The following is a 17,502-nucleotide window of genomic DNA, read 5'->3' as shown; positions in this document are numbered from 1 at the left end:
TGTCGTTGTTCATCACGCGCTCACCTCCCGGCAGGCCCGGTAGAAGTCCGTCCATCCCTCGCGTTCGCGGACCACCGCCTCCAGGTACTCCTGCCAGACGATCCGGTCGGCGGCAGGGTCGCGGACGACGGCCCCGAGGACGCCCGCGGCGACGTCCCCCGGCCGCAGCACCCCGTCGCCGAAGTGGGCGGACAGCGCGAGTCCTCCGGTGACGACGGAGATGGCCTCGGCCGTGGACAACGTGCCGCTCGGCGACTTCACCTTCGTACGGCCGTCGGCGGTGACGCCGTCGCGCAGTTCGCGGAAGACGGTCACCACACGGCGGATCTCGTCGATGCCGTCGGGTGTGGACGGCAGGTCGAGGGAGGCGCCGAGCTGTTCGACGCGCCGGGCGACGATGTCGACCTCGGCCTCCACGCCGGCCGGCAGCGGCAGCACCACCGTGTTGAAGCGGCGGCGCAGGGCGCTGGACAGCTCGTTGACCCCGCGGTCGCGGTCGTTGGCCGTGGCGATGAGGTTGAAGCCGCGGACGGCCTGCACCTCCTGCCCCAGCTCCGGTATCGGCAGCGTCTTCTCCGACAGGATCGTGATGAGGGCGTCCTGTACGTCGGCCGGGATGCGGGTCAGCTCCTCGACCCGGACCGTCGTCCCCTCCGCCATGGCCCGCATGACGGGGCTGGGCACCAGCGCGTCCCGGCTGGGGCCGTGCGCGAGCAGCTGCGCGTAGTTCCAGCCGTAGCGGATGGCCTCCTCCGGTGTGCCCGCCGTGCCCTGCACGAGCTGGGTCGAGTCGCCGCTGACCGCCGCGGCCAGGTGCTCGGAGACCCAGGTCTTGGCGGTGCCGGGCACGCCGAGCAGCAGCAGGGCGCGGTCGGTGGCGAGCGTGGTGACGGCGACCTCGACGAGTCGGCGCGGCCCCACGTACTTCGGTGTGATCACGGTGCCGTCCGGCAGCGTGCCGCCGAGGAGATAGGTGGCGACGGCCCACGGCGACAGCTTCCAGCGGGCCGGGCGCGGACGGTCGTCCTGCGCGGCCAGCGCGGCGAGTTCATGGGCGAAGGCGTCCTCGGCGTGCGGCCGCAACGCCTCGCTCGCGGGTGCGGACGCCGATACGGACAGCGGTGTCGACGCGGGTGCGGACCCGGGTGCGGAATCGTACGGACTCGGTTCGGTGGACGTCGGATCAGCGGTGGCGGACATGGCTGAGGCCCCCTCCAGCTCGGCCGGTTCGGATCTGGTGTCCACCGTGCACCACGCCACTGACAATGCGATCCGACCTGCGGAAACGCGCTCGCAAGGCCCTCGGCGGCACTCCCGCCGACGTGCTCGCCGGCCGATTGTCAGTGGGGGCGTCTACCTTCGATGGCATGACTCAGCAGGGGGTGCGCTGGACCGCGGACCAGGTGCTGGCACTGGCGCCTGACATCGCGTCACGCACAGCGGGAGGCGAACTCGGCGCGGCCGGTCCGTGGTCCGAGACAGGCAGTTCCGAGGAGGGGGAGGAGCGGGCGGTGTGGGGGCTGTGCAAGGGCAGCGGGGGCACGCCGTACCGGACGGTCGTCGAGGTCGTCGCCGCGCCCAGTGCCACCGCTCCGGCGTACCACTGCAGTTGCCCGAGCCGTAAGTTCCCGTGCAAGCACGCGCTCGGGCTGCTGCTGCTCTGGTCGGGCGAGGAGGCGGCGCTGCCCGCGGGGCGCGCGCCGGACTGGGCGCGGGAGTGGATCGAGGGGCGGCGCAGTCGCCCACAGGAGAAACGGGCGGCGGACACGGCGAGTTCCGCGTCCGGCGCCGCCGATCCCGAGGCGGCGCGCCGTCGCGCCGAGCGGCGCGCCGAGCGGATCACCGCAGGAGCCACGGAACTGGAGCAGCGGCTGTCCGACCTGCTGCGCTCCGGCCTGGCCACGGCGGAGCAGGCCGCGTACGGCCTCTGGGAGGAGACCGCGGCCCGCATGGTCGACGCCCAGGCGTCCGGGCTGGCCTCCCGTGTACGGGAGTTGGGGGCGATCCCGGCGTCCGGCCCCGGCTGGCCGGTGCGGCTGCTCGAAGAGTGCGCGCTGCTCCACCTCCTCGACCAGGGGTGGCTGCACCGCGAGCGGCTGCCGCAGGCCCTGGCGGCGACGGTCCGCACTCGCGTCGGCCTGCCCTCGTCGCCGACCGGCCCGCCGGTGCGCGACCACTGGCTGGTCCTCGCCCAGTACGACACGCCGGACCCGAAGCTGACGACCCGCCGCATCTGGCTTCACGGCCTCGCCTCGGGCCGCACAGCGCTCCTCCTCTCCTACGGCCCCGCAGGCCGGGCCCCCGACCTCGCCCTGCCGGTCGGCCTGGCCCTGGACGCGGAGCTGTCCGCCCACCCGGGCACCGGTCAGCAACGGGCCTCCCTGGGCGAGCGGTTCGCCCCACCTGCTCCCACCGACACGCGCCCGCCCGGCGTGTCGACGGCGCAGGCCGCCGCGCTCTACGGCGAGGCCCTGCGCGACGATCCCTGGCTGGACGCCGTCCCGGTGACCCTGGACGACGTGGTACCGACCCCGGACGGCGACTCCTGGCAGCTGGCGGAAGCCGCCGGCGACACGGCCCTGCCGCTCACCCCGGGCGCGGCCGCCCGTCCCAGCCTGTGGCGTCTGGTCGCCCTCTCCGGCGGCGCCCCCGTCAAGGTCTTCGGCGAGTGCGGCCACCGGGGCTTCACCCCCCTGACGGCCTGGTCGACGGGCCCGGGAGAGGCGGTACCGCTGTGCTGAACGAACACCCGCCGACCACCGGTCACCGGCACACAGGGAGCGACATGACCGCCACCCCGGCTCTCCCCACCCCGGCCGCCTGGGAGGACCTGGTCACCGCGGCCCTCCTCGGCACCGACCGCCGTACGCCCCCGGGAGCCGCCCCCGGCCGGGCGGCCCCGAAGGCTCTGCTGGACGCCGCCGCCGCGGAGACCGTACGCCGACGGGCCGGCCTCCGGCCGGGGCGGGCGGCACGGCCTCCGGAACCGGCCCCCGGCGACCCACGCCCCGCGCTGCCCGCCCCGGCGACCCGCAGACTCGCCCTCCTCCTGGCCGACCGCCCCGGCGCGGGCGGAGGCGGCCGCCGGGGCACGGCCCCGGACCTGATGGAGCTGCTGCCCCAATGGCTGGCGACGGCGAACGCCCACGGGTTCGCGGCCCCCGCCGAGGCCCTGCCCGCGCTGCTCGACGCGGCACGCGGGCGTACGGACCTGCGCCCGGCGGCACTGGAGTTCGCGGGCCCGCGCGCCCTGTGGCTGGCCCGGCTGAACCCCGACTGGCGATTCGCCCTGCGCGGGACGCCGGGCGGCGGTACGGCGCTGCCGGGCCCGCAGGAGACCGAGCGCACCGAAGCCCTGTGGCAGGAGGGCCTGTTCGCCGAGCGGGTCGCCCTGCTGGCGTCGCTGCGCGCCCGCGACCCCGACGCCGCGCGCGAGCTGCTCGCGAGAACCTGGCCGACGGAGCGCGCCGAGGACCGGCTGATGTTCCTCGACTCGCTGCGCACCGGCCTCGGCGCCCGCGACGAGCCGTTCCTGGAACAGGCGTTGGCCGACCGCAGCCGTAACGTCCGGGCGACGGCCGCGGAGTTGCTGTCGGCGCTCCCCGGCTCGGCGCTCGCCGCGCGGATGGCGGTCCGGGCCGCCTCGTGCGTGGCCGTCGACCGTACGCAGGACACGCCCACGCTCGTCGTGGAGGCCCCGCACGAGTGCGACGCCGCCATGGAGCGCGACGGCGTGACGGCCAAGGCCCCGACCGGTCGGGGCGAACGGTCCTGGTGGTTCGGCCAGTTGGTGGAGGCGACCCCGCTCACCGCCTGGCCGGCCCGGCTGGGCGGCCGTACGCCGGAGCAGATCGTGGCGCTCCCGGTGGCCGACGACTGGCTGAACGAACTGCACGCAGCATGGTGCCGGGCCGCCGTACGGCAACGGAACGCCGACTGGTCGCGCGCGCTGCTCGGAGCGCCCTCCGCACCCGGGGCCGGCGGCCCGGGCGCGGTCTCCCTCGCCGAGCGGGCGAAGCTCCTGGGCACATTGCCGGCGGCCGAACGGGCCGGGTGGGTCGCCGGGTTCATCGCGGTGCACGGGCTGTCGGAGGCGTTCCAACTGCTCGGCGTGTGCGCGGTGCCATGGGCCGAGCCGCTCGGCCGGTCCGTGGTCGACGCGCTCAACATCGCCCGGGACGCCGGGAGTTACCCCTGGAGCTTCAGCGGAGTGATGGGCCTGGCCGAACGCTGCCTGAACCCGTCGGAAGCCGCCCGCCTGGACGCCCTCCTGGCCGTCCCCGACGAACCGGAGGACGCGTCGCCCGGCGCCGGGGGCTATTGGGCGGAGGCGTTCCAGCGGCTGGGGACGACACTGCGGCTGAGGGCGGTGATGGCAGAGGAGTTCAGGACGACCTAGGGGCTTGGGGACCTGGGGGCCTGAGGGCTGGGGGCTTGGGCAAGAAGGTCACCCTGGACTACCCGCACCTGCACGGAGACCCACCCGAGCGCCGCAGGCCTACGTTTCCGCCGACTCCCGGACATTCGCCCGCACCCACTCCACGATCGACGCCGTCGTCGCCCCCGGGGTGAAGATCTCCGCGACGCCGATCTCCTTCAGCGGCGCGATGTCCGCCTCCGGGATGATCCCCCCGCCGAAGACCAGGATGTCCGCCGCGTCCCGCTCCTTGAGGAGCTCGATCACGGCGGCGAAGAGCGTGTTGTGGGCGCCGGAGAGGATGGAGAGTCCGATCGCGTCGGCGTCCTCCTGGATCGCGGTGCCGACGATCTGCTCGGGGGTCTGGTGGAGCCCCGTGTAGATGACCTCCATACCGGCGTCGCGCAGGGCCCGCGCGATCACCTTGGCCCCGCGGTCATGGCCGTCGAGGCCCGGCTTGGCCACCACCACGCGGATCGGACCGGCTGCCACACCCATCACTGCCTCCATGAAGCGACTAGGTCCATCCTCGCCCATCCCTGTCCATCGCCGCCCATCCTCATACGACACGGACTCATACGGCACGGACACTCCGTGTCACCGCCCGAGGAAGTGAACGAACGTTATCTCCAGCATCCCGCAACCGGCAGTTTCGCGGTGCCGGCCGAGGGGGAAATCACACGGAGGGACACGTTCACCGCGCACCGCTCCCCCTCCCCAGGGGGACCGTCGCAACGGGAGCCGCAACGGGGTCGCCGTACCGCCGCGCACAGGCCGCGCGTCGCGGCGGTACGGCGCATCGGCGACGGGCCGAGATCCTCCGCCGCGACTACCACGAGAGCACACGGGGGACAGAGCCGTCCTCGGCGTGCCGACAGGAGGTCGGCCATGCAGGTCACCCGGGCGTTCCAGCCCCTTCTTCCGCTGTGCCGACGCCTGCTGCCGGACCTCCCCGGCCTACCCGACCTGTCCGACATACCCAGCCTGCCCGGAATACCCAGCCTGCCCGACATACAGAGCAGGCTGGCGGGACTCTCCATGGCCCTGCTGAAGGCGACCGCGCTGGACATCGCGATCCTCGCGGGCCATCTCCTTCTCTACCCCTCCGGCATCGCCCAGGAGCGCCGCACCCCGGCCGCGCTCCCCGGACCCGGCGAGGCGGACCCGGCCCGGCTGCCCGTCCAGGCCCCGCCCCCGGTCGTCCTCCTGCACGGCTTCATCGACAACCGCTCCGTCTTCGTCCTGCTGCGCCGCAACCTCGCCCAGCACGGCAGGCACCGGGTGGAGTCGCTCAACTACTCGCCGCTGACCTGCGACCTCCGCATCGCCGCCGAGCTGCTCGGCCGGCACATCGAGGAGATCTGCGAGCGCACCGGCAGCCGTCAGGTCGACGTCGTCGGGCACAGCCTGGGCGGCCTGATCGCCCGCTATTACGTGCAGCGACTGGGCGGTGACGTCCGGGTGCGGACGCTGGTCACGCTCGGCACCCCGCACTCCGGCACCCGGGTGGCGCCGCTGGCGAACGCGCACCCGATCGTGCGCCAGATGCGCCCCGGCTCGAAGGTGATCGAGGAGCTGTCCCGGCCCGCGCCCGGCTGCCGTACGCGCTTCGTCAGTTTCTGGAGCGACATGGACCACCTGATGGACCCGCTGGAGACCGCCCGCGTCGACCACCCCGACCTGCTGGCGCAGAACGTCCGGGTGACCGGCATCGGACACCTCGCCCTGCCCGTGCACCCGGCCGTCGCCACCCGCATCCGACAGGCCCTCGACTCGAGCTGGACGCACCCGGCGGCCGACGCGCACACCGACGCGCACACCGGCGCGCACGCCGACGACGTGACGGTGGCCTGAGCGAGACGCGGCCTGAGCGAGACGGCGGCCTGAAGCGGACCTGCGGCGACTGAACCAAAAAAGGGTCTCCGCGATCGAACACTCTTCGAACATAGGGCCAAACCCGCGCCCGCCGTCCCCCGAAACACGGCCGAATGCCCGTTTCCTGAGAGCACGAAACCTGCAGAAGATTGTCGTGCCCGCGTACTGCCGGGTACAGTCGCCGCACTGCTCTGGCAGCCCCTGTTGTCGGCGAAAGAGAAGTTGGTGAACGACCGTCACCCGTCGGGGACCATGACCACCCCGGCCCCGGCTTCCGACGCCGAATCCGCGCCCTACGCGCAGTACGGCACCCCCGAAGCCCAGCACGACGGCTTCTCCACGTACAACGGTTACGACAACAGCGGTTACGACGCCGTCGCCCACACCACCGGCCACTTCGCGGCCGACCCCCTCTTCGGCGAGCTGCCCGGCGACGGCACGAACCCCGCCACCGGCGCGTACGACGCCACGCAGTGGACCAGCGGCCACCAGAACCTGGACACGGGCGGCCACCAGACCCTGAACTACGACCCGTACGCGGCCCAGCACCACGCCGCCTACGACTCGGGGGCGTACGACACGACCGGCTGGCCGACCGACCAGCAACAGCAGCAGCAGCAAGAACACCTGTCGGGCATCCCGCCGCAGGCCACCGCCTCCGACGCCAGCGGTCAGTGGGACGCCGGCTCCTGGCTGCAGCCCGACCAGTCGGGCAGCCCGGCCGACCGGACCCAGCAGTGGGAATGGGGCACGCAGGCCTTCGACACCGGCGCGTACGACGCCACGCAGTGGAACTCCGACGGCGGCCACAGCGGCCACGGCGGTGAGGCCGCACCGGCTTCCGACGGGTACGAGCAGTCGGCCGAGGTGCCCTTCGACCAGCAGGCCACCGCCACCTTCGAACAGGTCTCCTACGGCGAACACGCCCCGGCGGACGGCGAGTTGACCGCCACCGGCGAGCTGCCCGCCGTAGCCGCGCTGCCTCTTCTCGACGACCAGGAGGAGGCCGCCGCTCCGGTTCCGGCTCCCTCCTCGCGGGCGGCTGCCCGGGGCGCGAGCCGTTCCCGCCGTCGTACGCCCGCGAAGCGCTCCGCGCTGCTGACCGTGGCCGTGCCCTCGGCCTGCGTGATGGGGGTCGCCGGCATCGCCGCCGCCTCCGTCGGCACACTGAGCGGCAGCGACGAGAAGGACACGACGGCCTCCGCCTCGGACGCGCAGCCGGTGAAGCCGTCCGCCGCCAACAACAAGCTGGACTCCCAGCTCCAGACCCTCACCGCCGAGGCCGACGACTTCGCCGACCGGGCCAGCCGTACGCAGGAGCGCATCGACCTCAAGGCGCAGCAGGCGGCCGAGAAGAAGAAGGCGGCGGCGGAGGCGGCCCGCAAGGAGCGACTGCGCCCGAAGTACGCGCTGCCGGTCGCCCAGCACGGACTCAGCGCCTACTTCGGACAGGCCGGCATCAACTGGATGTCCCAGCACACCGGCATCGACTTCCCGGTCTCCTACGGCACGACCGTGATGTCGGCGACCGACGGCACCGTACGGACGCAGTGGAACAGCGCGTACGGCAACATGCTGATCGTGACGGCGAAGGACGGCACGGAGACCTGGTACTGCCACCTCTCCAGCTACCGGGTCGCCTCCGGTACGACGGTGCAGGCCGGCGACCCGATCGCGTACTCCGGGAACTCCGGCAACTCCACCGGCCCGCACCTGCACTTCGAGGTCCGGCCGGCCGGCGGTTCGGCGATAGACCCGCTGCCGTGGCTGCGCAGCCACGGACTCGACCCGACGTAGAGGACTTTCCCCCGTGTGACGAGCCCCCGCTGTCACAGCGGGGGCTCACTCCATTCCTGCCCCTGCGCGTGACGCGCCTACAGCTTCTCCACCGGCGCGTACCGCAGCAGCAGACGCTTCGGCTTGACGTCGCCGAAGTCGACCGTCGCCTCCGCGTTCGCGCCCGTCCCGTTCACCCCGACGACCGTGCCCAGACCGAACTGGTCGTGCGTCACCCGGTCGCCGACGGCCAGCGCGACGACCGGCTTCTCCGCCGCGCCCCTGCGTGTGGCGAAGCCGGACGCGCCCGACGCCGACGAGCGCGAGCGGGACGACGACAGCGAGGCCGCGATCCCGGACGCCGGACCGGAGGACACCGGGGCCGTCGCGCCGGTCCGCTTCCAGTCCAGATGCTGCGCCGGGATCTCCTCCAGGAAACGCGACGGCGGGTTGTACGACGGCTGCCCCCATGCGCTGCGCAGCGCCGACCGGGTCAGATACAGCCGCTCCCGCGCGCGCGTGATGCCGACGTACGCCAGACGGCGCTCCTCCTCCAGCTCCTTGGCCTGGCCGAGGGCGCGCATGTGCGGGAACACGCCGTCCTCCATGCCGGTGAGGAAGACGACCGGGAACTCCAGGCCCTTGGCGGTGTGCAGGGTCATGAGCGTGATGACGCCCGAGCCGTCCTGCTCCTCGTCGGGGATCTGGTCGGAGTCGGCGACCAGGGCGACCCGCTCCAGGAAGGCGGCGAGCCCGGCGGGCGTCTCGCTCTCGCCCTCCCCCTCCCCGGACTCCTGCTCGAACTCCAGGGCCACAGAGGCGAGTTCCTGAAGGTTCTCGATGCGGGTCTCGTCCTGTGGGTCCGTCGAGTTCTGCAACTCGGCCAGATAACCGGTGTGTTCGAAGATCGCTTGGAGCACGGTCGCCGGGCCGGCCCCGGACTCGACGATCGTACGGAGGTCCTCCATCAGCGTGTTGAACCGCTTGACGGCGTTCGTCGACCGCGCGGCCATGCCGTACGCCTCGTCGACGCGCTTCAAAGCCTGCGGGAAGCTGATCTTCTCGCGCTGGGACAGGGCGTCGATCATCGCCTCGGCGCGCTCGCCGATGCCGCGCTTGGGCACGTTGAGGATGCGACGCAGCGGGACCGAGTCCTCCGGGTTGGCGAGCACGCGCAGGTAGGCCAGGACGTCCCGGACCTCCTTGCGCTCGTAGAAACGGACGCCGCCGACGACCTTGTAGGGCAGGCCTACGCGGATGAAGATCTCTTCGAAGACACGGGACTGGGCGTTCGTACGGTAGAAGACCGCGACGTCGCCGGCCTTCGCGTCGCCCGCGTCGGTGAGACGGTCTATCTCCTCGGCGACGAACTGGGCCTCGTCGTGCTCGGTGTCGGCGACATAGCCGGTGATGCGCGCGCCCGCGCCCGCGTTGGTCCACAGGTTCTTCGGGCGGCGGGACTCGTTGCGCTCGATGACCGCGTTGGCGGCACTCAGAATCGTCTGCGTGGAGCGGTAGTTCTGCTCGAGGAGGATCGTCGTCGCGTCCGGGTAGTCCTCCTCGAACTGGAGGATGTTGCGGATCGTCGCGCCCCGGAAGGCGTAGATCGACTGGTCTGCGTCACCGACGACGCACAGCTCGGCGGGCGGCACGTCGTGCTCGCTGGGCGGTACGTCGACCGGGTGCTCCGCGCTGCCGACCAGTTCCCGCACGAGGGAGTACTGGGCGTGGTTGGTGTCCTGGTACTCGTCGACGAGGACATGGCGGAAGCGGCGGCGGTAGTGCTCGGCGACGTCCGGGAAGGCGCGCAGCAGATTGACCGTCGTCATGATCAGGTCGTCGAAGTCGAGGGCGTTCGCCTCGCGGAGACGGGACTGGTACATGGCGTAGGCCTGGGCGAGGGTCTTCTCGAAGCCGTCGCCGGCCTGGGCGGCGAAGTCCTCCTCGTCGATCAGCTCGTTCTTCAGGTTGCTGATCTTGGCGCTGAAGGACTTGGGCGGGAAGCGCTTGGGGTCGAGGTCCAGGTCACGGCAGACCAGGGCCATCAGACGCTTGGAGTCGGCCGCGTCGTAGATCGAGAAGGAGGAGGTGAAGCCGAGCTTCTTCGACTCGCGCCGCAGGATGCGCACGCACGCGCTGTGGAAGGTCATCACCCACATCGCGTTCGCACGCGGGCCGACGAGCTGCTCGACGCGCTCCTTCATCTCGCCCGCGGCCTTGTTGGTGAAGGTGATCGCGAGGATCTGGCCCGGGTGGACGCTGCGCTCGGCGAGCAGATGGGCGATGCGGTGGGTCAGCACGCGCGTCTTGCCGGAGCCTGCGCCGGCGACGATGAGCAGCGGGGCGCCGGCGTGGACGACGGCCGCGCGCTGGTTGTCGTTCAGCCCCTCCAGGAGCGCGGCCGCGTCGATCGCCGGGCGCGGGGCGCCGTCGCGGTAGTAGGCGTCCCGGTCCGGAGGCACGTCGAACTTCCCGCCGAACAGATCGTCCGGAACCTGCTCCGGTACGTGATCGTCCTCGGGCGGCGGCGGGGGCTCCCCCTCGTGGCCGCGAGGGCCCTGGAGGTCCGCCAGGAAGCTGTCGTCAAAGAGGCTGCTCATCGCTCTCCGAGTTTAGAGGGCCGCACTGACAACCGGCCGCCGTCCCGAAAACATCCCCCCTCACCTTCCGAGGTGGCCTTATCACCAACCGTGACCGCTTACCCGGCTTTCGTCGAAGGTCACGAAAATGTATCGGGCATATCACCCACCAACCTTCACACGAGCCACACGAGTTGGTTACCGTTTCGAGCAGGCCGTACGACCCCCACCGGCGAACGTCGCCGGGCCGCGCGGCCTTCCGCCGAGTCCGGCGCGCCCCCTCGCGGCAGCCGGAGCCGGGAACCCACCGTGACTCTGGGTGAGTCGGCCTGCCTTCCGCTCAAGGACGGGCCGTAGGGCAACCCTTCCGAACCACCCGCCCGAACCCGAGCCAACCCGGTAGGCGGATCACGGAAGGAGTCGCCTCCCTTGGCGTCGCAGCACCGCAAGCCACGCCTCATGGGCACGCGCGCAGCAGGCACCCGTCCCCCCGCTCTCGCCACTGCCGCCCTCACCTCCGTCGCCCTGCTCTCCCAGACGGCGAACGCCGCCCCCTCCGGCGACGGCGCGCCGAGTCTGGAGGAGGTCGAGAAGAAGGTCGACGACCTCTACCGTCGGGCGGAGTCGACGACCGAGAACCACAACGCCGCCAAGGAGAAGACGACCAAGCAGCGCCGGCGCGCCGACGGCCTCCTCGACGACGTCGCGCAGCGCACCCAGAAACTCAACGAGACACGGGAGCAGCAGGGTTCCTTCGCCGCCGCCCAGTACCGCACCGGCGTCTCCGCGCCCGACACGGCGACCTTCCTGCCCGCGGACACCCCGCAGCACTACGTCGACCAGACCCAGCCGAGCCTCGAGGCGCTGACCGACACGCAGAGCGACCTCAAGGCTGCCAAGTCCACCGTCCAGAAGAAGCTCGGCGACGCGCGCGTGCTGCTGTCCCAGCTGGCGACCCAGGAGAAGGCGCGGCTCGCGGCGATCGAGCAGCAGAAACAGGAGGAGGCCGCACGCCAGGCGGCGGAGCTGGCGCAGCGGCAGGCGGCGGAGCTGGCGCAGCGGCAGGCGGCGGCGGAACAGGCCGCCGCGCAGCGGGAGAGCGCCGACTCGACGAGCGCGGGCGCGGGCGTGAGCACGGGCGCTGGCACTGGCACTGGCACTGGCACTGGCACTGGCACTGGCACTGGCACGAGTACGGGCACGCCCGCCCCTGCCCCCGCCCCCGCCGACTCCTCGTACACCACCAAGGCCGAGAAGGCGCTCGCCTTCGCCCGCGCGCAGATCGGCAAGCCGTACGTGTGGGGCGCGACCGGACCCGACTCCTACGACTGCTCCGGGCTCACCCAGGCCGCCTGGAAGGCCGCGGGCGTCACCCTCCCGCGCACCGCCTACGACCAGGCCAACGCCGGCGCCGGCATCTCTCTCACCGACGCGCAACCCGGTGACCTGGTCTTCTTCTACGACGACGTCAGCCAGGTCGGCGTCTACATCGGCAACGGCATGATGATCCACGCCCCGAAGCCCGGCGGCTACGTCCGCGAGGAGTCGATCTACTACGACGGCGAGTCGGGCATCCACAGCGTGGTGCGGCCGGCCTGAGGGCACGCGCGGGCACCGGCGGGTTCCCGAAGGCACGCGCGCGTAGACGGTTACCTGAGGGCACGCGCGCGTAGAGGTGCGTCTTCCGCGTTTTCCCACCCCTCGCGTGTGCCCCTCGTATGCCGCAGCGTCCTCTTTAGCATCAGCCGCATGCCCGTCTTCTCCCCCCACCGCCTCCTGCTCCGCGTCCGGCGGGCGCAGCGTCCCCCGGCGGCCGGCGCCGCCGTGCTGGCGACCGCGATCCTGTCGGTGGGCCTGCGGCTGACGGGCCACGAGGCCCTGTCCCGCATCTCCCTGGCGCTGGCCGGCGCAGCGTGGCTGGCGCTGGGCGCGGACTTCGTCGTACGGCTGTTGTGGGAGCGTGAGCGGTGGCTGGCGGAGGCCGGGACGCCGGGGGCGCTCACCGCCGTGGCCGCGACGACGGTCCTCGGCACGCGTGTCTCGGCCCTCGGCCGGCAGTCCCTCGCGGAGGCGCTGCTGGCACTGGCGGCGGCGCTGTGGCCGGTGCTGCTGGCGGTCGTCGTACGGCACTGGCGGCGGCGTATGCGCGGGGCGGTGTTCCTGTGCTGTGTAGCCACGCAGGGGCTCGCCGTGCTGGCCGCCGCCCTCGCCCGGGCGGAGGCGACGGCCTGGCTCGCGCACACCGCGCTCGTGCTGTTCTGGCTGGGGCTGGTGCTCTACTGCCTCGCGCTGGCCCGCTTCGACCGGCGGCAGATCGCCGAGGGCGCCGGGGACCAGTGGGTGGCGGGCGGCGCGCTCGCCATCTCGGCGCTCGCCGGGGCGACGCTACTCGACGCCGAGGGCGGGGGCCTGTACCTGTGGAACGCCGACGACCGGGGCGTCCTGCGCTCGGTGACCGTCGCACTGCTGGTGCTCGACCTGGTCTGTTACGCCGTCCTCCTGGCCGCCGAGGTGCGGTGGCCGCGGCCGTACTACGACGTGTGCCGCTGGGCGACCGTGTTCCCGATGGGGATGACGGCGACGGCGACGCTCTCCGTGGCCGCGGCCGTCGACGTGCCATGGCTGAAGGGGCCGGGGCGGGTGCTGCTGTGGGTCGCGGTGGCGGCGTGGCTGACGGTCGCCGTCGGGGCGCTCGCGGCGGTCCGGGGCGGCGAAGGCGGCGCGTCCGTCAGGTCCAGAGCACCGCGATGAAGATGTTCACCACGGTCAGCAGCCCGACCAGGCCGAACAGGGGCTTCTCCACCTTCTCGTCGTCCCGCTTCACATAGACGAGGCCGAGGATCACGATCAGCAGGGCCAGCTTCACGCCGATCTTGATGTTGTTGACATGCTGGTCGTCCGCCTGGTTGAGACCGACCAGGATCACGCCGGTGACCAGCATCGTCGCCGCGCCGTGCAGCATCGCGGGCACGAAGCGCGCCGTGCCCTGACCCATCGCCTTCAGCTGGGTGAGGAAGCCGCCCAGGAGCGCGGCGATGCCGACGATGTGCAGGCCGACGAAGAGATGGATGAGTACGTCCATGAGCCGGATGCTAGTCAGCCGCACCGGAGCCTCCGGACACCGGCCCCTCCCCGGGTGACCGGGCCCGCGATACCGGACTTGCATATATGCGTCCCATAGCACCCGGCCGCTCCACGATGTCCCGGATTCACCCCTTCGGTCAGCGCGCCGCGTGAACCCGACGCGCCCGGCCCGGATTCTCGGACACATACGGTCACCCGACAGTCCGCTCACGCCACTTCCGCACATCGCGTTACCCACCCGACACCTACGGGCCTAGCGTCCTCCCCCAGGTGACCGGCTCCCCACCGCCGCCCGGGCCAGGGGCGGCAGTCGGCCACCACCGCCGAGAAGTCCGGCGGCGGCCCCGCTCCCCCTGTGCGGGCCGCCGTCGGACGCGTCAGCCGCTCCCCGCGGCCGTCCGTCCGCTCCCCCGCCGACGGCCGCGGGCTCGCTGACAGCCCGCGGCCGCCGCGGCGGCCGTGCGGACGAGGCGGTCGTACGAAAGGACGTGCAGTCCCACGTGGCAGCGCACCGCAAGCCCCGACAGCGCTCGCTCGGCGGCCAGACGGCCCGGACGGCGGCCACGCTCGCCCTCGCGGGCGTGGCGACGGCGACCGCCTTCGACGGCACCGGCCACGCCGAGCCGAATCTGACACCGGACCAGGTCAAGGCCAAGGTGGACAAGCTGTACCGGGAGGCGGAGGAGGCGACGGAGAGGTACAACGGCGCGCAGGCGAAGGCGACGGCGGCCGAGCAGCGTCTGGAGACTCTCCGGGACGAGGCGGCGCGCAAGGAGGAACGGCTCAACTCGGCTCGGGAGGCGCTGGGTTCGATGGCGGCGGCGCAGTACCGCAGCGGCGGCCTCGACCCGGCCGTGCAGCTGGCGCTCTCCGACGACCCCGACCAGTACCTCGACGGCGCCGCCTTCGCCGAACGGGCCGGCGACCGGCAGTCGGCCGCCGTCGCCGAGGTCCGCGGCCAGCTGCGGGAGATCGAACAGCTGCGCGGCGCCGCGCGCGTCGAGCTGACCTCCCTCAAAACGCGCCAGGCCGAGCTGAGAACCCACAAGAAGACCATCACCGGCAAGCTCGACGCAGCCCGCCGTCTGCTGTCCCAGCTGACGGCGGCGCAACGCGCCCGCATCGGGGAGGGCACAGGCGGCGGTGCGTACGGCGGCGGCACGGGTGACCGCGCGTCACGGGCGGCCGGGACCGGAGCGCGCGACAGCCTCCGGACACCCGGCTCTTCCGGCGCCGACGCCCCCAACTCCCGTGCGGCGGCCGCCGTCTCCTTCGCCTACTCCAAGCTGGGCAGCCCCTATGTGTGGGGGGCGACCGGCCCGGACGCCTTCGACTGCTCGGGGCTCATGCTGGCCGCGTACCGCTCCGCCGGCGTCTCCCTGCCCCGCACGACGTACGCCCAGATCGGCGCCGGACAGCGCGTCTCCCGCTCCGAACTCCTCCCGGGCGACCTGGTGTTCTTCTACTCGGGCATCTCCCACGTCGGCCTCTACATCGGAAACGGCCAGATGATCCACGCCCCCAACCCGTCGGCCCCGGTACGCGTGGCGCCGATCGACGAGATGCCGTTCGCGGGGGCGACGCGGGTGGTGTGAAGGGCCGAAGGGCCCCGGCCACCGGAGGCGGCAGCGCGACTCCCCCGTCCCGATCGCGCCGTCCGGTCACACCAGGCGGCTCCCGCTCACACCAGGCGGCGTGCCGTCGCCCACCGTGTCAGCTCGTGGCGGTTGGACAGCTGGAGCTTCCTGAGGACCGCCGAGACATGGGACTCGACCGTCTTCACGGAGATGAAGAGCTGCTTGGCGATCTCCTTGTAGGCGTACCCCCGGGCGATGAGGCGCAGGACCTCGCGCTCGCGCTGGGTGAGGCGGTCCAGGTCCTCGTCGACCGGCGGGGCGTCCGTGGAGGCGAAGGCGTCGAGGACGAATCCGGCCAGCCGCGGGGAGAAGACGGCGTCGCCCTCCTGGACGCGGAAGACGGAGGCGACCAGATCGGTGCCGGTGATCGTCTTGGTGACATAGCCCCGGGCGCCGCCGCGGATCACCCCGATCACGTCCTCCGCCGCGTCCGACACGGACAGGGCGAGGAAGCGCACCGGCTGTTCGGCGTCGGACATCAACGCGGCACAGCGGCGCAGCACCTCGACCCCGCCGCCGCCCGGCAGATGGACGTCGAGGAGCACCACCTCGGGCCGGGTCGCGGTGATGACCGTGACCGCCTGGTCGACGTCCGCGGCCTCGCCGACGACCTCGACGCCCGTCTGCTCGGTCTGGCCGATCTCGGCCTGCACCCCTGTGCGGAACATACGGTGGTCGTCGACGAGGACCACGCGCACATGTCGCCCGCTCGCGCCCTCGCCGTGGCCGACCTCGGCCGAACCGGCCGCTCCCGCCGCACTGTTCGTCCCGCTCGTCCCGCTCGTGCCGTTCGTGTCCGTCGGGTCGCTCATGACGTCTTCTCCGCCCTCTCCATCTCCAGCTCGACCTCCGTGCCGCCGCCCGGGACCGCCCGCAGCCGCGCCGTGCCGCCGTGGCGCTCCATGCGGCCGATGATCGATTCTCTGACGCCCATGCGGTCGGCGGGTATCGAGTCGAGGTCGAAGCCGGGGCCGCGGTCCCGGACGGACACGAAGACCGTCCTGCCCTCGACTTCGGCGTAGACCTGTACCGCGCCGCCCTCGCCACCGTACTTGGCGGCGTTCACCATCGCCTCGCGCGCGGCCTGCATCTGTGCCCCGACCCGGTCGTCGAGCGGGCAGTCGCCCACGACCACGACCTCGATCGGCACGCCGTGCTTGTCCTCGACCTCGGCGGCGCTGCGACGCACCGCGTCGGCGACCGTGGTCGGCTCGTCCTCCTCATCCTTGCCGGTGCCCTCGGGTTTGTAGAGCCAGGTACGCAGGTCGCGCTCCTGGGCCCGGGCGAGGCGGCGCACCTCGCCCGCGTTCTCCGCGTTTCGCTGGATCAGGGTCAGGGTGTGCAGCACCGAGTCGTGGACATGGGCGGCGACCTCCGCACGCTCCTGGGCCCTGATGCGCATCAGGCGCTCCTCGGAGAGGTCCTGGGTCATCCGGACCAGGTAGGGGCCGGCGAGAAGCGTGATGCCGACCAGGACGGCGAGGGCCGCCTGCAGGACGGAGCCGAGGTGGGCGGCGGAGCCCTGCAGGACGAAGATGCCCGAGACGCCGGCGGTGACGAGGAGGACCCCGGCGCCGGCGCGCAGCAGCGTGAGCGTCCGGCGTCTGCGGCCGACCTCGACCCAGCGGGCCCGGCGGGCGTTGTCCGCCTGACGCCAGACGAGGGCGACGCCCGCGCCGACGAGGACGGCGGGCAGCAGATAGGCCTTGGCGCCACTGCCCAGATTCACATTGCCCACGAAGACCATGGCGACGACGACCATGAGGAGCAGGGCGACGATCTGGCCCTTGTCGGGTCTGCGGGCGACCAGCCGGCGGCGGCCGTCGGGCGCGGTCTCGGTGGCGACGAGGGAGGGGGGCTTCTGGTCGCCGACACCGCCGACACCGAGCGGCACGAAGAACCAGAAGGCCGCGTAGAGCAGGGCGCCGAGGCCGTCCGCCATGAACAGGCCGACGAAGACGAGCCGCACCCACACGACGGGCAGCCCGAGATGCCCGGCGAGCCCCCGCGCCACGCCACCCAGCCAGCGTCCGTCGCTGCTGCGGTAGAGCTTGCGCGGCGGCCGCGGTTCGACGAGTGGCGTTGTGGCGGCTTCCGGCATGCCAACGATGGTCACACGGCGGGCGGGCCCGGG

General features: G+C 72.6%; 13 protein-coding genes and 1 riboswitch. Of the genes, 7 read left to right on the top strand and 6 right to left on the bottom strand.

What is annotated here, in order from left to right; genetic code table 11:
- Positions 1–12: 12 nt before the first annotated feature.
- Positions 13–1,200: an AAA family ATPase gene (locus tag OG562_RS26555; protein ID WP_266402014.1), complete on the bottom strand. Its 1,188-nt coding sequence runs from the start codon at positions 1,198–1,200 to the stop codon at positions 13–15.
- Positions 1,201–1,367: 167 nt separating this feature from the next.
- On the opposite strand from OG562_RS26555, the gene OG562_RS26550 reads away from it, so the two are divergent.
- Both OG562_RS26550 and OG562_RS26545 read left to right on the top strand, forming a co-directional pair.
- Positions 1,368–2,741 (top strand): SWIM zinc finger family protein, encoded by a 1,374-nt coding sequence (locus OG562_RS26550; RefSeq protein WP_266402011.1) that lies wholly within the window; start codon positions 1,368–1,370, stop codon positions 2,739–2,741.
- 44 nt (positions 2,742–2,785) lie between these two features.
- Positions 2,786–4,399 (top strand): DUF5691 domain-containing protein, encoded by a 1,614-nt coding sequence (locus OG562_RS26545; RefSeq protein ID WP_266402009.1) that lies wholly within the window; start codon positions 2,786–2,788, stop codon positions 4,397–4,399.
- A 99-nt stretch (positions 4,400–4,498) separates the two neighbouring features.
- Here the strand turns inward: OG562_RS26545 and OG562_RS26540 are convergent, their stop codons facing one another.
- Positions 4,499–4,915, bottom strand: coding sequence for a cobalamin B12-binding domain-containing protein (locus OG562_RS26540; RefSeq protein ID WP_266402006.1), 417 nt, complete (start codon positions 4,913–4,915; stop codon positions 4,499–4,501).
- A gap of 390 nt (positions 4,916–5,305) precedes the next feature.
- Here OG562_RS26540 and OG562_RS26535 point away from each other — a divergent pair, with 390 nt between their 5' ends.
- Together OG562_RS26535 and OG562_RS26530 are read left to right on the top strand one after the other, a co-directional pair.
- Positions 5,306–6,271, top strand: a complete 966-nt coding sequence (locus tag OG562_RS26535; protein ID WP_266402003.1) for a triacylglycerol lipase — start codon at positions 5,306–5,308, stop codon at positions 6,269–6,271.
- 246 nt (positions 6,272–6,517) lie between these two features.
- Positions 6,518–8,089: a M23 family metallopeptidase gene (locus OG562_RS26530; RefSeq protein ID WP_266402000.1), complete on the top strand. Its 1,572-nt coding sequence runs from the start codon at positions 6,518–6,520 to the stop codon at positions 8,087–8,089.
- 77 nt (positions 8,090–8,166) lie between these two features.
- Here the strand turns inward: OG562_RS26530 and pcrA are convergent, their stop codons facing one another.
- The gene (gene pcrA / locus OG562_RS26525; RefSeq protein ID WP_266401998.1) at positions 8,167–10,668 is read right to left on the bottom strand and encodes a DNA helicase PcrA; all 2,502 of its coding nucleotides are present in this window, start codon (positions 10,666–10,668) and stop codon (positions 8,167–8,169) included.
- A gap of 229 nt (positions 10,669–10,897) precedes the next feature.
- A riboswitch (cyclic di-AMP (ydaO/yuaA leader) is annotated at positions 10,898–11,069 on the top strand.
- Between the two features lie 37 nt (positions 11,070–11,106).
- Between pcrA and OG562_RS26520 the strand changes: the two genes are divergently transcribed.
- Both OG562_RS26520 and OG562_RS26515 read left to right on the top strand, forming a co-directional pair.
- Positions 11,107–12,246 (top strand): C40 family peptidase, encoded by a 1,140-nt coding sequence (locus tag OG562_RS26520; RefSeq protein ID WP_266409531.1) that lies wholly within the window; start codon positions 11,107–11,109, stop codon positions 12,244–12,246.
- 150 nt (positions 12,247–12,396) lie between these two features.
- Positions 12,397–13,398, top strand: coding sequence for a tellurite resistance/C4-dicarboxylate transporter family protein (locus OG562_RS26515; RefSeq protein WP_266401995.1), 1,002 nt, complete (start codon positions 12,397–12,399; stop codon positions 13,396–13,398).
- Here the strand turns inward: OG562_RS26515 and OG562_RS26510 are convergent.
- On the bottom strand, positions 13,376–13,729 hold the full coding sequence (locus OG562_RS26510; RefSeq protein WP_266401993.1) for a hypothetical protein: 354 nt from the start codon (positions 13,727–13,729) through the stop codon (positions 13,376–13,378). The genes OG562_RS26515 and OG562_RS26510 overlap by 23 nt on opposite strands.
- 502 nt (positions 13,730–14,231) lie before the next feature.
- Between OG562_RS26510 and OG562_RS26505 the strand changes: the two genes are divergently transcribed.
- On the top strand, positions 14,232–15,326 hold the full coding sequence (locus tag OG562_RS26505) for a C40 family peptidase (RefSeq protein ID WP_266401990.1): 1,095 nt from the start codon (positions 14,232–14,234) through the stop codon (positions 15,324–15,326).
- An 86-nt stretch (positions 15,327–15,412) separates the two neighbouring features.
- Here the strand turns inward: OG562_RS26505 and OG562_RS26500 are convergent, their stop codons facing one another.
- Positions 15,413–16,180 carry a response regulator transcription factor gene (locus OG562_RS26500; RefSeq protein ID WP_266401987.1) on the bottom strand — a complete coding sequence of 256 codons (768 nt, stop codon included), beginning with the start codon at positions 16,178–16,180 and terminating at the stop codon, positions 15,413–15,415.
- The gene (locus tag OG562_RS26495; RefSeq protein WP_266401984.1) at positions 16,177–17,469 is read right to left on the bottom strand and encodes an ATP-binding protein; all 1,293 of its coding nucleotides are present in this window, start codon (positions 17,467–17,469) and stop codon (positions 16,177–16,179) included. The genes OG562_RS26500 and OG562_RS26495 overlap by 4 nt, the downstream gene beginning before the upstream one ends.
- Between the last annotated feature and the right edge of the window lie 33 nt (positions 17,470–17,502).

The organism is Streptomyces sp. NBC_01275 (assembly GCF_026340655.1).
Classification (GTDB): Bacteria; Actinomycetota; Actinomycetes; order Streptomycetales; family Streptomycetaceae; genus Streptomyces.
Note: the sequence above shows the minus strand (reverse complement) of the source record. Positions and strands in the feature narration are given on the sequence as shown.

What these genes read in the sequence shown, in the direction of transcription:
- OG562_RS26550 (WP_266402011.1), top strand. Translation starts at nt 1,368, where the DNA reads ATGACTCAGCAGGGGGTGCGCTGGACCGCGGACCAGGTGCTGGCACTG.
- OG562_RS26520 (WP_266409531.1), top strand. Translation starts at nt 11,107, where the DNA reads ATGGGCACGCGCGCAGCAGGCACCCGTCCCCCCGCTCTCGCCACTGCC.
- OG562_RS26495 (WP_266401984.1), bottom strand. Translation starts at nt 17,469, where the DNA reads ATGCCGGAAGCCGCCACAACGCCACTCGTCGAACCGCGGCCGCCGCGC.
- pcrA (WP_266401998.1), bottom strand. Translation starts at nt 10,668, where the DNA reads ATGAGCAGCCTCTTTGACGACAGCTTCCTGGCGGACCTCCAGGGCCCT.
- OG562_RS26500 (WP_266401987.1), bottom strand. Translation starts at nt 16,180, where the DNA reads ATGAGCGACCCGACGGACACGAACGGCACGAGCGGGACGAGCGGGACG.
- OG562_RS26535 (WP_266402003.1), top strand. Translation starts at nt 5,306, where the DNA reads ATGCAGGTCACCCGGGCGTTCCAGCCCCTTCTTCCGCTGTGCCGACGC.
- OG562_RS26510 (WP_266401993.1), bottom strand. Translation starts at nt 13,729, where the DNA reads ATGGACGTACTCATCCATCTCTTCGTCGGCCTGCACATCGTCGGCATC.
- OG562_RS26545 (WP_266402009.1), top strand. Translation starts at nt 2,786, where the DNA reads ATGACCGCCACCCCGGCTCTCCCCACCCCGGCCGCCTGGGAGGACCTG.
- OG562_RS26515 (WP_266401995.1), top strand. Translation starts at nt 12,397, where the DNA reads ATGCCCGTCTTCTCCCCCCACCGCCTCCTGCTCCGCGTCCGGCGGGCG.
- OG562_RS26540 (WP_266402006.1), bottom strand. Translation starts at nt 4,915, where the DNA reads ATGGGTGTGGCAGCCGGTCCGATCCGCGTGGTGGTGGCCAAGCCGGGC.
- OG562_RS26555 (WP_266402014.1), bottom strand. Translation starts at nt 1,200, where the DNA reads ATGTCCGCCACCGCTGATCCGACGTCCACCGAACCGAGTCCGTACGAT.